This window comes from Nocardia coubleae NBRC 108252 (assembly GCF_001612805.1).
GTDB lineage: Bacteria > Actinomycetota > Actinomycetes > Mycobacteriales > Mycobacteriaceae > Nocardia > Nocardia coubleae.
The window spans coordinates 53832-70061 of the sequence record NZ_BDBD01000008.1 but is presented as its reverse complement, the minus strand read 5'-3'; the positions used below and the strand labels follow the sequence as shown (position 1 = coordinate 70061).

Below are 16230 nucleotides of genomic sequence, written 5' to 3'. Positions count from 1 at the left end.
CAGGGTTAGATGCAGCCTGCGCGGAATCGGTGACCGGTGTCGCGCACATTGTTAGCGTCGCTGTCGTGTCAACGAACAATGCATCGCGTGGCGGTATCCATCGCCGAAATTTCCTGCGCACCAGCGGTATCGCTGCCGCGGCCATCTTCGGTGGGGCGGCCCTCGCGGCGTGCACCTCCGCGGTCTCGGAGCAGAAGGCAGGCGGCGACGACGCGACGCCGGTGCGCGGTGGCACCTTGAAGGTCGGCATCCGTGAGGACCTGGTGCCCGCCAACCTGCTCACCAATACCGCCGCCACCCCGGTGCTCGTCGGCCTGGTCTACGAATCGCTGATCCGCTACCCGAACGATTCACTCGAACCACAGCCGCTGCTGGCCAAGGCCTGGCAGCTCGCCGCCGACGGCCGCTCGGTGAGTCTGGACCTGCGCGACGACGTGAAGTTCCACAGCGGGCGGGTGTTCACGGCCAAGGATGTGGAGTTCTCGATCCGCACCTACGCCGACCCGAAATGGTCGGCGCAATTGCGGTCGACCGCGGCCGCGGTGACCGAATTCGATATCGTCTCGCCCACCCGGATCGTTTTGCGTTTCGCCCATCCGGTGAGCAACATCTTCGATCTGCTCGATACGGTGCCCATTCTCGACAGCGAAACCGCCGACAAACTCGGCACCGGCGAAACCTATATCGGCACCGGGCCGTTCACCTTCGTACAGCGAATTCCGAATTCACAGCTGATCTTCGCCAAGAACAGCGGGTACTGGATCCCGGATCGTCCCTACCTCGACCGGGTGGACGTCTCGATCGTCCCCGATCCGCAGGCCTTGCTGAACGCGCTGAAGACCGGTCAGATCGCCGCTGCGCGCGAACTGACCTTCCGCGACGCCGAAAACCTGTCCAACAGCGGCGGTTTCACGGTGCACAATCTCGAGGGCGCCGAACTGCAGACCTATGTGGGGGTCAATGTCTCCGAGCCGTCGCTGGCGGATGTGCGGGTGCGGCAAGCCATCGCCTACGCGCTGGACCGCGAACGGATCGTCACCGAGGTCTTTCGCGGCGCGGGCTATCCACTGAATGTGCCGTGGCCGAAGAATTCTCCGGCGTTCGACGAGTCGCTCAACACCAGGTTCAGCCGGGACGTCGGCAAGGCCAAGCAGTTGCTCGCGGAGGTGAACAAGCCGCCGCGCCTGCCGCTGACCTTCCACCCGGGGCACGAGGCGACCGCCCAGATCGTGCAGGCGAACCTGGCCGAGGTGGGCATCGAGGTCGACCTCGATCCGATCGACAATGCCGCCTTCGTGAAACAGCTGACCGGCCAGCAATTCCGCGGCCTGTGGGTGACCGACCACTCGTGGGCGCAGTTCGTGCCGTCGACCCTCACCGTGAGCGCCTACCCCTTCAATGCCCGCCGTAATGCCTCCCGCTACGAGTCGCCCGCCTACACCGCCGCAGCCGACACTGCCTGGAAACTGCCGCAGGGCACCGGACCCGACGCGGTGCGCGCCTTCCGTGCCGTGACGGATCAGCTGCTCGAAGGACTGTTCCTGATCGAAATCGGTGTGCGTTTCCAGCAGTACTCCACCAGCAACACCGTGCACGGATTCGGCTGGACCAAACGTCGTGAACCCCTGCTCACCGACACGTTCCTGTCATGACGCGCTATCTGCTGCACCGCCTGCCCTCGGCGCTGCTCGTCCTGTTCGGCGCCTCGGTGCTGATCTTCCTGCTGCTGCGCCTGGTACCGGGCGACCCGGCCACCATCCTGGCGGGCAACGACGCGACACCCGAGTCCGTCGCGGCCATCCGGCAGCAGCTCGGCCTCGACCAGTCGATTCCGGCGCAATACCTGAGCTGGCTGGGCGATCTGGTCACCTTCGACCTCGGCCGGTCCTACCTGATCGGGGGGCAGATCAGCGACCTGGTCGGTCGTGGGCTCACCAACACCCTGGTGCTCACGGTGACCGCGCTGGTGCTCGCCGTGGTGGTGAGCCTTGCGGTGTCGCTGGCCTCGGTGCTGTGGCCGAGTCGCTGGCTGAATACCGTGGTCGCGGCGGCGAATACGATCGCCGTCGCGTTGCCGACCTTCGTGGTGGGACCACTGCTGGTGCTGGTGTTCGCCGTCGCGATCCCCATCCTGCCCTCGGGTGGGGTGCCGCCGGACGGATTCATCGCCCGGCCGGATATCGCGATGCAGTATCTGCTGCTGCCCACGATCTGCCTCGCACTGCCGGTGGCGGCCGCGCTGACCCGGTTCCTCACCGAGTCGTTGCGGACCGAACTCACCAAACCGTATGTCCTCACGGCCCGTTCGCTCGGTGTCGACCACCGCGAGATCGTCACGCGCGGGGCGCTGCGCAACGCACTGCCGACCTCGCTCACCGTGCTCGGCCTGCAGACCGGTCAGCTACTCGGCGGGGCGGTGCTGGTGGAGGCGGCGTTCGTGTGGCCGGGGATCGGTCAGCTCATCGAGCAGGGCATCAGCCGCCGCGACTACCCGGTGGTGCAGGTGCTGTTGCTGCTCGCCGTCGCGGTGTTCGTGGTGATCCAGTTGCTCACCGATCTCGCCCACGCGTGGCTGGACCCGCGAGTCCGGATCGGGGGACGATCGTGACCGTCGCAATCGCGGAAACACGCGCGCGGCGAGCGGCCGCGTTACGCAGTGGACAGGGACTGGCCGGTGTCGTCCTGGTCGGCGTGATCGCGCTCGCCGGTGTGTTCGCCGGAGTACTGAGCCCCTTCGACCCGCTCGCGCAGATACCGTCCGCCAACCTCCTCGGCCCGAGCGCACAGCACTGGCTCGGCACCGACCACCTCAACCGCGACGTCGCCGCGCGCGTGCTGGCCGGAATCCGCGTCGACCTGCTCATCGTGGCACTCGCGGTGCCGCTCGCTGCGGTGCTCGGTTCGCTGATCGGGCTCGCCGCCACCGTGCACCCCTTCGCCGATGTCACCGTGCAGCGCCTGTTCGACCTGGTGCTGGCCTTCCCGTCGCTGATCTTCGCGATCGCCCTCGCCGCGATCACCGGGCCGGGCTGGCACGCGGTGGTGATCGTCATCGTGGCCGCCGAGATCCCGATCTTCGGTCGTCAGATCCGCACCGCCGTGCTCGCGGTGCGCGAGCAACCCTTCGTCGAGGCATCCGAGGTGATCGGCGCGGGCACCTGGTGGACGCTGCGCAAACACGTGCTGCCCAACGCGGTCGAACCGCTCGTCGTGCAGTTCGCGCTGTCGCTGTCGGTCGCGGTGTTCCTCGAGGGCGCGATGAGCTTCATCGGAATCGGGGTCCAGCCCCCGAATCCCTCGCTCGGCTCGCTGATCGGCGAATCCATCGGCAACCTCGACGCCAATCCGTGGATGGCGGTCGGGCCGCTGGTCGTCGTCGCCGGGCTGACGCTGGGGTTTCTGTTGATCGCCCAAGCACTGGGCAACGCGAGGAGATCGGGATGAGTACGCAAGAGCGCGAGCCCGATGATGTCGTGCTCGACATCACCGATCTGGTCGTCGCCTTCGGGGACAAGACGGTGGTGCACGGGCTGAGCTTGCAGGTGCGGCGCGGGGAGGTCGTCGCACTGGTCGGCGAATCCGGGTCGGGGAAGTCGCTCACCGCGCGGGCCGCGCTCGGACTGCTGCCGGAGACAGCGCGGGCGCGCGGGTCGGTCACCCTCGCCTCGACCGAGATCGTCGGCGCCGACGAAGCGACCTTGCGCGGCCTGCGCGGTACGCGGGCCGCCATGGTGTTCCAGGAGCCCCAGACCGCGCTCAATCCGGTGCAGAAGATCGGCACGCAGCTCGTGCGGGCCCTGCGCGCGCACGGCGTCACCGACAAGGCCGCGGCCCGTGCCCGCGCGATCGAACTGCTCACCGCCGTCGACATCCCCGAACCCGCCGAACGCCTCGACTGGTACCCGCATCAACTCTCGGGCGGGCAGAAGCAGCGCGTGGTGATCGCGCTCGCGCTGTCGGGCGAACCCGAGCTGCTCATCGCCGACGAGCCGACGACCGCGCTCGACGTCACCGTGCAGGCCGAAATCCTCGACCTGCTGCACACGCTGCGACGCGATCGGGGCACCTCGGTGCTGTTCATCACCCACAACCTCGGCGTGGTCGCCGAGATCACCGACCGCGTGGTGGTGCTGCGCGCGGGCCAGGTGGTCGAACAGCAACCGGTCTTCGACCTGTTCGCCGCACCGCAGGCCGAGTACACCCGCACGCTGCTCGCGTCGGTTCCGCGCTTGCCTGCACGTTCGGCGCGCGGTGGGGCAGCGGTGGCGCCCGAGGTCGGCGACCCCGACGGCGTGCCCGAGGTCCAGCCGGTCGAGACGGTGATCCCGACTCGCGATGCGAACGAGGCCGACGTCGTCCCGAACGCTTCGGGCCTCGAAGGGCCCGACCCGGTGCGGTTCGATGCCGGTGCCGAGGCGACCGACCCAGTGGGCACTGGGGACGGTACCGCTCCAGCCCGTCCTGCGGAGTCCGATGGTGCGGCGGGTCGCGCGACTCGGGGTCTCGAGCGGGCGCTGCGGAGGGTGGTGGCACCGAAACCGGCGGTCGTCGCCGAGAAGGGCGGGGGCGTACCGGGACCGGAGTACCGCGAGGTGTTGCGGATCGACGAGTTGTCCGTGGTCTATCCCGGTCGGCACGGTGGTGCCGCATTCCCCGCGCTGCACGACATCTCGTTGACGCTGAGTCCGCGCGAGGTACTCGGCATCGTCGGGGAGTCCGGTTCGGGCAAGAGCACACTCGGGCGGACCGCGCTCGGGCTGGTGCCCGCGACCTCAGGGACCGTGCAGTTACAGGGTGTGTCGCTGACCGGGTTGCCCCGGCGGGAGCTGCGCGGGTTGCGCAGGCACGTGGCGCTGGTGCATCAGGATGTGAGCGCCTCGCTCGACCCGCGACGCAGCATCGCCGACGCGATCGGCGAACCACTCCAGGTGCATCGAGTCGCTTCGGGGGCGCTGCTGTACTCGAAAGTGGGCGATCTGCTCGAGTCGGTCCGGTTGCCGAGGGACTACGCCGAGCGCAGGCCTGCGGAGTTGTCCGGTGGGCAGCGTCAGCGGGTGGCGTTGGCGCGGGCGCTGGCACTGGCCCCACGGCTGCTGGTGGCCGACGAACCGACCAGTGCGCTCGATGTCTCGGTGCAGGCACAGGTGCTCGACCTGTTCGCCGATCTGCGCGCCGAATACGGGTTCGCGAGCCTGTTCATCAGTCACGACCTGGCCGTGGTGCATCAGGTCGCCGACCGCGTCCTGGTGCTGCGACAGGGCCGGCTCGTGGAAACCGGTGCGGCACGCGCGGTGTTCGCGGCACCAGCGCAGGAATACACCCGTCGCCTGCTCGACGCGGTCCCCGCGCCCGATCCGTCGACGGCTCGCAGGGGACGTGACGCGGCCCTGCCGATCGGGGCCTGACGTAGACGAGCCGCCGGTACTGGTACCGGCGGCTCGTCGACACGCGTGGATCAGTGGCTGCCTGGGCGGCGCGGCTCGCGCCGATCATCCTGGCCTGCTCGCGTCATCCGCTGCGAGTCCTGCTCCTGCCGCTGCTCCTGCTGCTGGCGGGGCATCTGCTTGGGCATCTTTTTCGGCGTTTTCTTCGACTTCTCAGCCATCTCCACACGGTCCTTTCCGAGGGATGAATACTTCGCCTAATTCGGATGTCCGGCGTAATTCCGCCTTTTTCGAGGCGGGGTACGCCTGACTTGCTCAACGATAGGCATCGAGTCGTCGCGGCGGTAGAGTTGAATGATAAATAGCATTCCTACCAGCGGATATTCGGCGTGTCCCGGCATTTTCGGCAGTCACCGACGGTAATTCGGGCGACATTGTTTCAACTCGGGAGCGGGAGGAATTCCACGAGGTCGCCGTCTTCGGCCGATGGTGCGACCACGACCAATCCGTCGCGGTCGACGAGACCGCCCAGGTGGGCGGTGCGGATATTCGGGTCACCGATCCAGCCGCCGCCGGGGGCGTAGCGCGCGGGCGTGATGCGGGTGACGGGGGCGGCGATTTCGGCGGCATTGTGCAGCGGGCCGACAACGGTGCGCGGCGGCGCCGAGGCGGTGCGGGCCGCGACGATCGCCGGGGTGAGGGCGAGTAGTACGGCGATGGCGGCGAAGGGATTACCGGGCAGTCCGAGAACCGTTGGTCCGTCGGGTAATTCGGCTACGACGGTCGAACCACCCGGGCGCAGTGCGAGTCTCGGGACGACGATGCGGGCACCGGTGCGCGCCAGCGCGGTACGCAACTGGTCGGCGGCGCCGCCGCCGGTGGCACCGACCACTACCAGCAGATCGAGACCGGTTGTGGCGGTGAGCATGTCGTCGAAGCTGTGCGCCGTGTCGCGCAGGTGCACCCGGTCGACCACGCGTACACCGCAGCCGGTGAGCAGGTCCGGCAGGACGGGGCCGATCGAGTCGCGAGTCTGGCCGGTCTGCAGCGGGCCGGTGCTGCGGATCTCGTCACCGGTCATCACTATTCGAGCGCGGACGGGCCCACGGACCGAGCCCGTTGTCACCTCCACCGAGGCGGCGGCCGAGCGCAGCGCCGCCGTCACCCGGGTGCCCGCCGGTGCGACCCGATCACCGACCCGCAGGTCCTCGCCGCTGCGCCGCACATCGCTCCGGATCGGGGTGCCGGGCCGCCGTGCCAGATCGTCGCCGGTGACGACGGCGAATTCGTCACGCAGCACGGAGGTGGTTCCGTCGGGCACGTGCGCTCCGGTCGCGATCCGCACCGCCTCGCCGGGCAACAGTCCGAGCGGCCTTGCGCCACCGGCGAATCCGACATCGCGGCGCAGTCGCCACGGGCCGTCACCGCACACCGCGTAGCCGTCCATGGCGGAGACGTCGAAGCGCGGCAGCGCGCCCGCCGCGACCACCGGTTCGGCCAGGGCGGCGCCGGGTACGTCGGCGAAAGCGGCGTCGTAGGCGATCAACGGGGTCAGTGCGCCGGCGATGCGATTCCTGGCTTCGATGAGGTCGAGGCGGGCGTCGTTGTCGACGGACTCGCGGGCCCGGCGCACCTCCTCCTCGGTATCGCAGTCGGTGGTGCCCGGCAGTTCGACCAGTGCCGTCTCGGTGGGGATGATCGCCTTCATCGGCTGGTTCACCAGGGCGTCCAGGCCTGCCAGCGCCGCCGTGAGCGCGGTGCGCCGCCACACGCCGACCAGATACTGCGGGCGCCCCGACGCATCGATGGCGAACACCGCTTCGGCGGTGGATTCGGCTGCGCGGAGCAATAATTCGCGCACGGTGTCGCGCGTGAGGAACGGCATGTCGGCCGCGAGCACAACGATCCACGGTGCCGACTCGGGCCCGAGCGCGGCCAGCCCGGTGCCGATGGCGGACACCGGCCCCGACCCCGGCGGCACCTCACGCACCTGCTTGATCCGCGCGTCGAGTTCGGGTCGCGGCGGGCCGACGACAACCACCTCACCGCAGTCGCTCACCGCCCCGAGCGCCGCCTCGAGCATCGACCGCCCACCGATCACGATCCCGGGCTTGTCGACCCCACCCATCCGGCTGGCCCGGCCTCCCGCCAGCACGATCGCATCGGCATCGGTCATGAGACCAGCGAAGTAGTCGACATGTCGGCCATGCTATCCGCGCCCGCCCCGACCCGATCGTCAGAGGCGGGCGGTGCGCAGGTCGATGCGGCCGTCGGTGATGGGGACTCCTTCCTCGGCGAGGAGGCGGAGCTGGCGGCCGGCGAGGTGGGGGGAGGGGCGGCCGGAGGCGGGGACGACGCGGTGCCAGGGGAGGTCGGAGGAGTCGGTGCGCATGATCCAGCCGACCGTGCGCGGCGAGGACAGGCCGACCGCGGCGGCGAGGTCGCCGTAGGTGGCGACGCGACCGGGTGGGATGGCGGCGACGAGGGCGCGCACCCGCTCCACCTGGTCGTCGGTCGTCGCGGGCACGGGCTACAGCACCGACGCGATGAGCGCGGCCGTCTCGGCAGGACGGGCCTGCGGGACCATGTGGTCGCAATCCCAGTCGTGAGCGGTGAAATCGGCGAGCTCGGCGGCCAGCGCACCACGGAATTCGGCGGTGACGTACGGCGGCTGCACCTTGGCCGCCTGGACCAGCACCGTCGGCACATCGGCGGGCGGCAGCACGAACGGGCGGGCCAGCTGTCCCCAGTACGAGGTGATCGCCGGCTGGAAGGTGCGCCACCGCACCCGGCCGCCCGCGGCGGGCACCAGGTGCTCGGCGAGCTCACGCTCGAGTTCGGCCGGGTCGACCTCGTCGGGGCCCCACGCGCTCACCTGTTTGTCCGAGCGCGCCTCGTCGACATCGGTGTAATCCGGTGAGGCCAGATCGGCGGCGGCCACCTGTTCCATCAACTTCGGGTCGATCCCGATGGCCGGATCAAGCAGCACCAGCGAGCGCACGAGTTCGCGATGGGCGCGCGCCAGATAGATGCCGACCGCGCCACCGAACGAATGCCCGACCACGACGACCGGACCGTCGGTCTCCGCCCGCACGAGTGCGGCCACATCGGCGGCGAGGGTATCGATGTCCCACGGCGGCAGCGAGGTGGAACGACCGTGTCCGCGCAGGTCGGGCGCGATCACCCGGGCCTGCGGCAGATGCCGGGTGGCGAGGGTTTCCCACCGGTTGCCGTGGCCGGTGAGGCCGTGCAGGGCGAGGACGACGGGACCGTCGGCGGGGCCGAAACGTTGTACATGAAGCGACGACACGACAGCCATTGTGGCCGGTCGCGCACTATCGCGCAGCGTGTCCCCCGATGGGGGTGGGCGGGCGTGTCGGTGGGGTCTGTTGCAATAGCCGATGTGGTGCGATCGGATAGCTCGGTGCGACTCGTGCGCCGGACGACGCGAGCGCCCCGGCCGCGGGCCTGGGGCGCGCCTGTGCGCGCGCTGTTCGCCGAGCAAGCCCAACCCGCCCCGCCCCGGCCCGGCTGGCTGCCCTGGCAGGTGCTCGGTGGCCCCGGCACGGGCAAGACCTCGCTGCTGGTCGACCTGGTCGCGGCCCGCATCACCGACGGGGCAGACCCGTCCTCGGTCCTCGTCCTCACCCACACCAAACATGCCGCCGCGGCCCTGCGCGACGCCATCACCCACCGGCTCGGCCCGCACACCGGCATCCCCGGTGCCAGCCGCGAACCCATGGTGCGCACCCTGCACTCCTACGCCTTCTCGGTGCTGCGCCGCCACGCCGAACGGCACGGCAACCCGCCGCCACGTCTGCTCACCGGTGCCGAACAGGACGCGGTCCTGCGCGAGATGCTGCGCGGCGACCTCGAGGACATCGAGCAGGGTGCGGGCGAACTGTGGCCGCCGCGCCTGCAACCAGCGCTCACCCTCGGCGGGTTCGCCGAACAACTGCGCGACCTGATGTTGCGTGCCACCGAACGCGGGATCGGCCCCGAGGACCTGATGAAGCTGGGCCGTGAACACGACAACGACGCGTGGGAGGCGGCGGGCCGTTTCCTGCAACGCTACGAAGAGGCATCGATGCTGCGCTGGTCGGTCGGCGTGGCCGCGCCGGAAGCCACCGCGCCCGCCCTCGACGCCGCCGAACTGGTCGGTGCCGCCCTCGACGCGCTCGCGGGCGATCGCAATCTGCTTGCCGCCGAACGTGATCGGATCCGGTACCTGCTCGTCGACGACGCCCAGCACCTGGATCCGCAAGCCGCGACCCTGGTGCGCGCGATCGGCAGCGGTAGCGCGAGCACTGTTGTCACCGGCGACCCCGACCAGGCCGTCTTCACCTTCCGTGGCGCCGACTCGCGGTTCCTCGTCGACCTCGACACGGTCCCCCAACGCCGGATCATCCTGCGCCACAATCACCGCAGCGGTGCGCCGATCCGCCTGGCCACCGCCCGCATCGCCGCCCGGCTGCCGGGCAGTGCGCGTCATCGAGTGCTGCCGGGGCAGGAGTCGCGCGCTGACCTGAACGAGCCAGAAGCCGAGGTGGAATCGCGCGGTGGCGAGCCCGATGGCCCCGGGCCCGATCCGGCTGCCGAGCGGCGGGGCCAGGGCAGATCCGATGAGCCGACAGCCGGGCCGCCGCCGGACGACGAGACCAGCGTGCGGGTTCGGGTGTTGTCGACGCCCGCCAAGGAAGCCGCGCTGATCGCGGACCATCTGCGGCGCGCGCATCTCACCGACGGCGTGCCGTGGTCGGACATGGCGGTGATCGTGCGATCGGTGCCGTTGTCGCTTGCCCCGTTGCGGCGGGCGCTGCTGGCCGCCGGGGTGCCGGTGCGCAGGCCCGCCGTGGCCGAACCACTGGCGCGTAGGCGGGGCGCGGCGTGGATGGTGCTCGCGCTGCGGGTGCTGCTGGCCGGTGATCGATCGCGGCCGGGTTCGCGACGGGCCGTCGACTCGGTGTTCTCGCCCGAAGACGCCATGGATCTGCTGTCGGGACCGCTCGGTGGGGCCGATCAGATCGCGCTGCGCAGGTTGCGCCGCGGCATCCGCCGCACCGTGCTCGACCTCGAACGCACCGGCGCCTTGGCGGGCACGCCGCCCGAAGCGGCAGACCAGTTCCTGCTGTGGGACGAACCGCCGCCACCACCGGAATGGCCGGAGCCCGAACCGGATCCGGTCGACGACGAGTGGCTGCCCCCGCCGCCGGACCCCGACGACCCGTTGCGCCCGGAGCCGGAACCGGACTGGGATGTCGCCGAACGGCTTCCGGACGACATCGACGTCCTCGATGCCGAAACCATGCCGCCCACATTGGACGTCGTCGCCACGCCGACGCGCCCGGAACCGGCCGAGGTACCGCTGATCGACCAGTCCTCGGCCGAGGTGCTGCGCGACCTCATCGTCGGTATCGGCGAGCCCCGCCTGCTCGACGGTCTCACCGAGGTGGAGGCGGCCCCGCTGCACCGGGTACTGCGCGCCGTCGACAAGGCCAGGCAGGCCCAAGCGCACGACAAGGGCCTCGAGGACGTGCTGTGGACCCTGTGGACCAGTTCGCGACTGGAACGCCGCTGGTTCCGGCAGTCCCGGCGCGGCGGCGCGGCCGGTATGCAGGCCGACCGCGACCTCGACGCCGCCGTCGAATTGTTCGACGCCGCAGCGGCCTACGTGGACCGGCTGCCCAAGGCGGGTATCGAGGGTTTCGTGGAATATCTGCTGCACCAGCAGATTCCGCAGCAGGGCAGGCCGTTGACCGCCGAAACAGAGGCCGTCACGCTGCTCAGCGCGCACGCGGCGGCGGGCCGGGAGTGGGACGTGGTCGCGGTCGCCGCCGTGCAGGAGGGCATCTGGCCCAACCCGCGTGCGCGCGGCACGCTGTTGCACACCGAGGATCTGGTCGACCTGGTGGCCGGTGTCGATCCGGCGGCGAAGACGAACCGGGCGGCCCCGATCCTCGCCGAAGAACGCCGACTGCTGCTCGTCGCGTGCAGCCGGGCTCGGCGCTCGCTGCTGGTGACCGCCGTCGAATCCGTTGCGGGAGACCAGGATCTGGTGCCGTCGCGGTTCCTCACCGAACTGCTCGGCGACGACGACACCGGCGAGCCGGGCGCCCTGCCCGTCGCCGATCCCGGCCGCGCGCTGGTGATGCACGCGCTGGTCGCCGAATTGCGCGGTGTGGTCTGCGATCCCGGCGCCGACCCGCGGCGCCGCGACCGTGCGGCCCGGCAGCTGGCGCGCCTCGCCGATGCGGGTGTGCCGGGTACCGACCCCGACGACTGGTACGGCACCGCGGCCCTGAGCAGCGAGCGCGAACTGTGGGACGACGACGATTCACCCATCGGCCTGTCCCCGTCGACGGTCGAACTGCTGCGCACCTGCCCGCTGCGCTGGGCGCTGGAACGCCACGGCGGCACCGACGGCGACAACCCGCACGCCGTGAAGGGCAACCTCGTGCACACCCTGGTGCAGGCACTGGCGGGCAACGTGCCAGAACACCAGGTGCGCGCCGCCCTCGACCAGGCGTGGAAGGCGATCGACCCGGCCACCGGCTGGCACTCCCGCCAGGAACTGCGCCGCACCGAGGCCATGCTCGAGACCTTCCTCGCCTGGGTGCGCACCACCCGTGGCGAACTCACGCAGGCCGGGGTCGAGGTGCCGGTGGACTGCGTGTTGCCGCCGCGCGCGGAAGGGGAACGGCCCGTGCGTATCCGGGGCCGGGTCGACCGGCTCGAACGCGACGCGCAGGGCCGGTTCGTGATCGTCGACGTGAAGACGGGCAAGACACCGATCAGCGCGAAGACCGTCGCCGACCACGCCCAGCTGGCCACCTACCAGGTCGCCGCCGCCCACGGCGCGCTCGACGAGGAGGACGCCGAACCGGGGGAGCCGGGCGGTGCGCGCCTGGTCTACGTCGCCAAACCCCACAACAAGACCGGGGCGACCGAACGCGCCCAGGACCCCCTCGACGCCGAGGGACTCGAGCAGTGGCGAACCACCATTCACGACGCCGCCGCGGCCACCCGCGGTCCCGGCTACCTCGCGGTGCGCAACGACGGGTGCAGGCACTGCCCGGTCGGCGGCAGCTGTCCCGTGCGTGACACCGGACGGCAGGTGACCGACGAGTGAGCGGCGTGCGCGTCACCCCGCAGCGGCTGGCCGACGCGCTCGGCCTGCCGCCACCGACCGACGAACAGGCGGCCGTCATCGCGGCGCCGCCCGGTCCCACGCTGGTGGTCGCGGGCGCGGGCGCGGGCAAGACCGAGACGATGGCCGCGCGCGTGGTGTGGATGGTCGCCAATCAGCTCGTCGCACCCGACGAGGTACTCGGCCTCACGTTCACCCGAAAAGCGGCACAGCAGTTGACCTCTCGCATCCGCACCCGCCTGGCCCGGCTGGCCGGTGCGCCGCTGGTCCGCGAGATCGATCCCAGCGGCGCGCTGCGCACCGTCATCGCGGGCGCCGAACCGGAGATCAGCACCTACCACTCCTACGCGGGCAGGCTGCTCACCGCACACGGTCTGCTGCTGCCGGTGGAACCCTCGGCCGCGCTGCTCACCCAGACGCAGCTGTGGCAGCTCGCCCACGAGGTGGTCCGCTCCTGGGACGGCGACCTCGACACCGACCGCACCCCCGTCTCGGTCACCGAGGCGGTGCTCGCGCTGTCCGGGCAGCTCGCCGAACACCTGGTGGAGCCGGAGGAACTCGCCGAAGCGCACGCCGAACTGGAAAAACTCGTCTACACCCTGCCCGCCGGACCACGTCAGCGCGGTGGCCCGAGCCAGAAACTCCAGGACGTGGTCAACGCCCAGCGCGAACGCGTCGCCCTGCTTCCGCTGGTCAATCAGCTCGCCGAGGCACTCGAACGCCGCGGCGCCCTCGACTTCGGCTCGCAGATGTCCCTGGCTGCCCGCCTGGCCGTCGACCACCCCGAGGTCGCCGCCGCTGAACGCGCCCGTTTCAAACTGGTGCTGCTCGACGAGTACCAGGACACCGGCCATGCCCAGCGAGTCCTGCTGTCGGCCTTGTTCGGCAATGCCAGGGCGGTACAACAGAATCGGCGTAGCGAGCCGGTGCGGGTGCGCGCGTCGGCCACGTCTGACCACGCCACGCTGTGGTCCGACGACCCGGCCCCCGGTGAAATCGCGCCCGATGTGCGTCGGTCCGGCAGCCCCGGCCTCCACGGTGGTGCGCGCGATGGCGTCGGTGATGGTCGGCGTGGTGATTCGCCGAGCTCCGGCTTGCCCGGTGGGGGCGGCACTGGTGCGTCCGGGGATGGAAGTAGAGCCGGGGAAGCAGGTTCCGGTGCGCTCGCCGTGACGGCGGTGGGTGATCCGATGCAGTCGATCTACGGGTGGCGTGGTGCCTCGGCGGCGAACCTGCCCCGGTTCGCGACGGATTTCCCTGTCGGCGACGGGCTTCCGGCGCCGATTCTGCCGTTGCTCACCAGTTGGCGGAATCCGCCCGAAGCGCTGGCGTTGGCCAACCTCGTGGCCGACCCGTTGCGGTCGCGAGCGCGCGCGGCCGGGGGTGCGACCGTGGACGCCCTGCGTGCCAAGCCCGACGCACATGCGGGCACTGTCGAACTCGCGCTCACGGAAACTGTTGCCCAGGAACGGGATTGGATCGCCGAGCGGATCGCCCGCGAGTGGATCCAGGCGCGGGAAGAGGACAGGCCGCCGCCTACCTCGGCGGTACTCATCCGGCGCAACGCGGACGCCGCGCCGCTGGCCGAAGCTCTGCGCGAACAGGGCCTTCCTGTCGAAATCGTCGGACTCGGTGGTCTTTTGGCGACCCCCGAGGTGGCCGACATCGTCGCCACCCTGCGGCTGATCGCCGAACCGGGCACCGGGAGCGCGGCGGTGCGCATCCTCACCGGCGCGCGCTGGCGCATCGGTGTCGCCGACCTGGCCGCCCTGGCCAAGCGGGCTCGGATGCTGTCGATCGGGAGCCTGTCCGGCGATGCCTCCACCGCGATCACCGACGCGACCGGCCTGGCGTCCGCCCTGCGTGAGGTGGCCCCGGAACCCACCGAACGCGCGGGCCTGGCCGACGCCATCGCCGACCCCGGTCCGGCGGAGAACTATTCGGAGGCGGGTTACGCGCGCATCCTCGCCCTCGGCGAGGAACTGGCGGCCCTGCGCGAACGCAGCGGGCAGCCACTGGTCGAACTGGTCGCCGACGTAGAGCGGACGATCGGCGTCGGTGTGGAGACCCAGACCCGCCGCGCCATCGCGGGCGGCGGCGCGGGCCGCGAACACCTGGATGCCTTCGCCGAGGTGGTCGCGGGTTATGCCGCCGACTCGCGCGCCTCGCTCAGCGGGCTGCTCGCCTTCTTCACGGCCGCCGAATCCGTCGAGAACGGTTTGGAGCCGGGCGAAGTGGAGGTCGCCCGCGATCGGGTTCAGGTGCTCACGGTGCACGCCGCCAAGGGGCTCGAATGGGAAGTCGTCGCGGTGCCGCACGTGAGCGCCTCGGTGTTCCCCTCCACCACCGCACTGAGCACCTGGCTCGGCGCCCTCACCGAACTCCCCACCACCCTGCGCGGCGACCGCGCCCAGCCCGACGCCGCCGAAGGCGTCCCGGTGCTCGACCTGAGCGGCGTCGGTGACCGCGCCGAACTCGAACAGGCCATCACCGAACACCGCGACGCGCTCAAGAGCCGCCGCCTCGACGAAGAGCGCCGCCTGTTCTACGTCGCCCTCACCAGAACGGAACGGGTACTGCTGGTTTCGGCCTACTACTGGCCCGAAACCGGCACCTCGCAGAAGGGACCGTCGGAGTTCCTGCTCGAACTCAAAGAGGCCAACGAAGACCCCGACAGCCCCGCCTACGGCGTCGCGGCCATCGCCCGCTGGGACGACAAACCACCGGCCGACGCCGTCAACCCCTTCGCCGACAACCCGCCGACCGCCCACTGGCCACGCGACCCCCTCGGCGACCGCCGCGACCCCATCGAACAGGGCGCCACTCTCGTCCGCGCAGCCCTCGACCAGTTACGCGGCACGCCAACCGAGTCCGAGACCGAGGACGACGATCCCGAAGGCTGGGCCAACGACGTCGACGCCCTGCTCGCCGAGTTCACCGCCGCCGAACTCGCCGAACAGCAGGTGGAGCTGCCCGGCCAGCTCCCCGCCACCGCCCTGGTCGAATTGCGCGCCGACCCCACCCGCCTGGCCGCCCGCCTACGTCGCCCCCTGCCCTACCCGCCGAACCCGATGGCCCGGCGCGGCACCGCCTTCCACGCCTGGGTGCAGTCCTGGTACAGCACCGACCAGCTGCTCGGCCTCGACGAACTACCCGGCGCCGCCGACACGGCAGGCCGCGCCGATCAGGAACTCGCGACCATGCAGGCCGCCTTCCGTCGCTCACCCTGGGCGCACCGCAACCCCATCGACGTGGAGGTGCCGTTCGAAACCAGCATCGCGGGCACCGTCATCCGCGGCCGGATGGACGCCGTCTTCGCCGAACCCGGCGACCGCTGGATCGTCGTCGACTGGAAGACCGGCGCCGAACCCGGCCCCGCCGACGAACCCGCCGTCGCCATGCAGCTCGCCGTCTACCGCCTGGCCTGGGCCCGCCTGATGGCTGCCCGCACCGGCGAATCCGAGGACGCGATCCTCCAACGAGTCGGCGCCGCTTTCCATTACGTACGCTCCGGCCGCACCATCGCCCCCACCGACCTGGCAGGCCCGGACGAACTGGCCCGCCTCATCCACGACGCCGCCCCGGAAAACAAGGACACCGAACAGCAAGACCCCCACTGAGCCGATACTCTTCCCGCGAAGAGGAAACACAAGACCGGTCTCGGCGTTGCGTACCGAGACTCGCGGCGCCAGCTAGTCT

The 16230-nt window shown here is 70.7% G+C and carries 10 protein-coding genes; 6 read left to right on the top strand and 4 right to left on the bottom strand.

Translation table 11 applies throughout. The features are described 5' to 3' along the window. Positions 1-65 precede the first annotated feature (65 nt). The 4 genes from NCO8_RS06655 to NCO8_RS32350 are packed head-to-tail and all read left to right on the top strand — an operon-like array spanning position 66 to position 5405. Positions 66-1652 (top strand): ABC transporter substrate-binding protein, encoded by a 1587-nt coding sequence (locus tag NCO8_RS06655; protein WP_174550299.1) that lies wholly within the window; start codon positions 66-68, stop codon positions 1650-1652. Then, complete coding sequence (locus NCO8_RS06650; protein ID WP_067637309.1) at positions 1649-2608, top strand: ABC transporter permease; 960 nt, start codon at positions 1649-1651, stop codon at positions 2606-2608. The genes NCO8_RS06655 and NCO8_RS06650 overlap by 4 nt, the downstream gene beginning before the upstream one ends. Then, positions 2605-3444, top strand: a complete 840-nt coding sequence (locus NCO8_RS06645; RefSeq protein WP_218022653.1) for an ABC transporter permease — start codon at positions 2605-2607, stop codon at positions 3442-3444. Before NCO8_RS06650 ends, NCO8_RS06645 begins: the two co-directional genes overlap by 4 nt. Continuing rightward, positions 3441-5405: a dipeptide ABC transporter ATP-binding protein gene (locus tag NCO8_RS32350; protein WP_067637307.1), complete on the top strand. Its 1965-nt coding sequence runs from the start codon at positions 3441-3443 to the stop codon at positions 5403-5405. Before NCO8_RS06645 ends, NCO8_RS32350 begins: the two co-directional genes overlap by 4 nt. Positions 5406-5455: 50 nt before the next feature. On the opposite strand, the gene NCO8_RS31135 is transcribed toward NCO8_RS32350, so the two are convergent. The 4 genes from NCO8_RS31135 to NCO8_RS06625 all read right to left on the bottom strand — a co-directional run bounded on the left by NCO8_RS31135 (position 5456) and on the right by NCO8_RS06625 (position 8703). Next, positions 5456-5605 (bottom strand): hypothetical protein, encoded by a 150-nt coding sequence (locus NCO8_RS31135; RefSeq protein WP_157104805.1) that lies wholly within the window; start codon positions 5603-5605, stop codon positions 5456-5458. Between the two features lie 218 nt (positions 5606-5823). After that, on the bottom strand, positions 5824-7560 hold the full coding sequence (locus tag NCO8_RS06635) for an NTP transferase domain-containing protein (protein WP_067637305.1): 1737 nt from the start codon (positions 7558-7560) through the stop codon (positions 5824-5826). A gap of 60 nt (positions 7561-7620) precedes the next feature. Further along, a complete protein-coding gene (locus tag NCO8_RS06630; protein ID WP_067637304.1) occupies positions 7621-7911 on the bottom strand; it encodes an MGMT family protein in 291 nt (96 codons plus the stop codon). A gap of 3 nt (positions 7912-7914) precedes the next feature. After that, on the bottom strand, positions 7915-8703 hold the full coding sequence (locus NCO8_RS06625; protein WP_067637302.1) for an alpha/beta fold hydrolase: 789 nt from the start codon (positions 8701-8703) through the stop codon (positions 7915-7917). Between the two features lie 114 nt (positions 8704-8817). Between NCO8_RS06625 and NCO8_RS06620 the strand changes: the two genes are divergently transcribed. Together NCO8_RS06620 and NCO8_RS06615 are read left to right on the top strand one after the other, a co-directional pair. Continuing rightward, positions 8818-12513, top strand: a complete 3696-nt coding sequence (locus NCO8_RS06620) for an ATP-dependent helicase (protein WP_084456715.1) — start codon at positions 8818-8820, stop codon at positions 12511-12513. Next, positions 12510-16151: an ATP-dependent helicase gene (locus tag NCO8_RS06615; protein WP_067637300.1), complete on the top strand. Its 3642-nt coding sequence runs from the start codon at positions 12510-12512 to the stop codon at positions 16149-16151. The genes NCO8_RS06620 and NCO8_RS06615 overlap by 4 nt, the downstream gene beginning before the upstream one ends. The last annotated feature ends 79 nt before the right edge of the window (positions 16152-16230 follow it).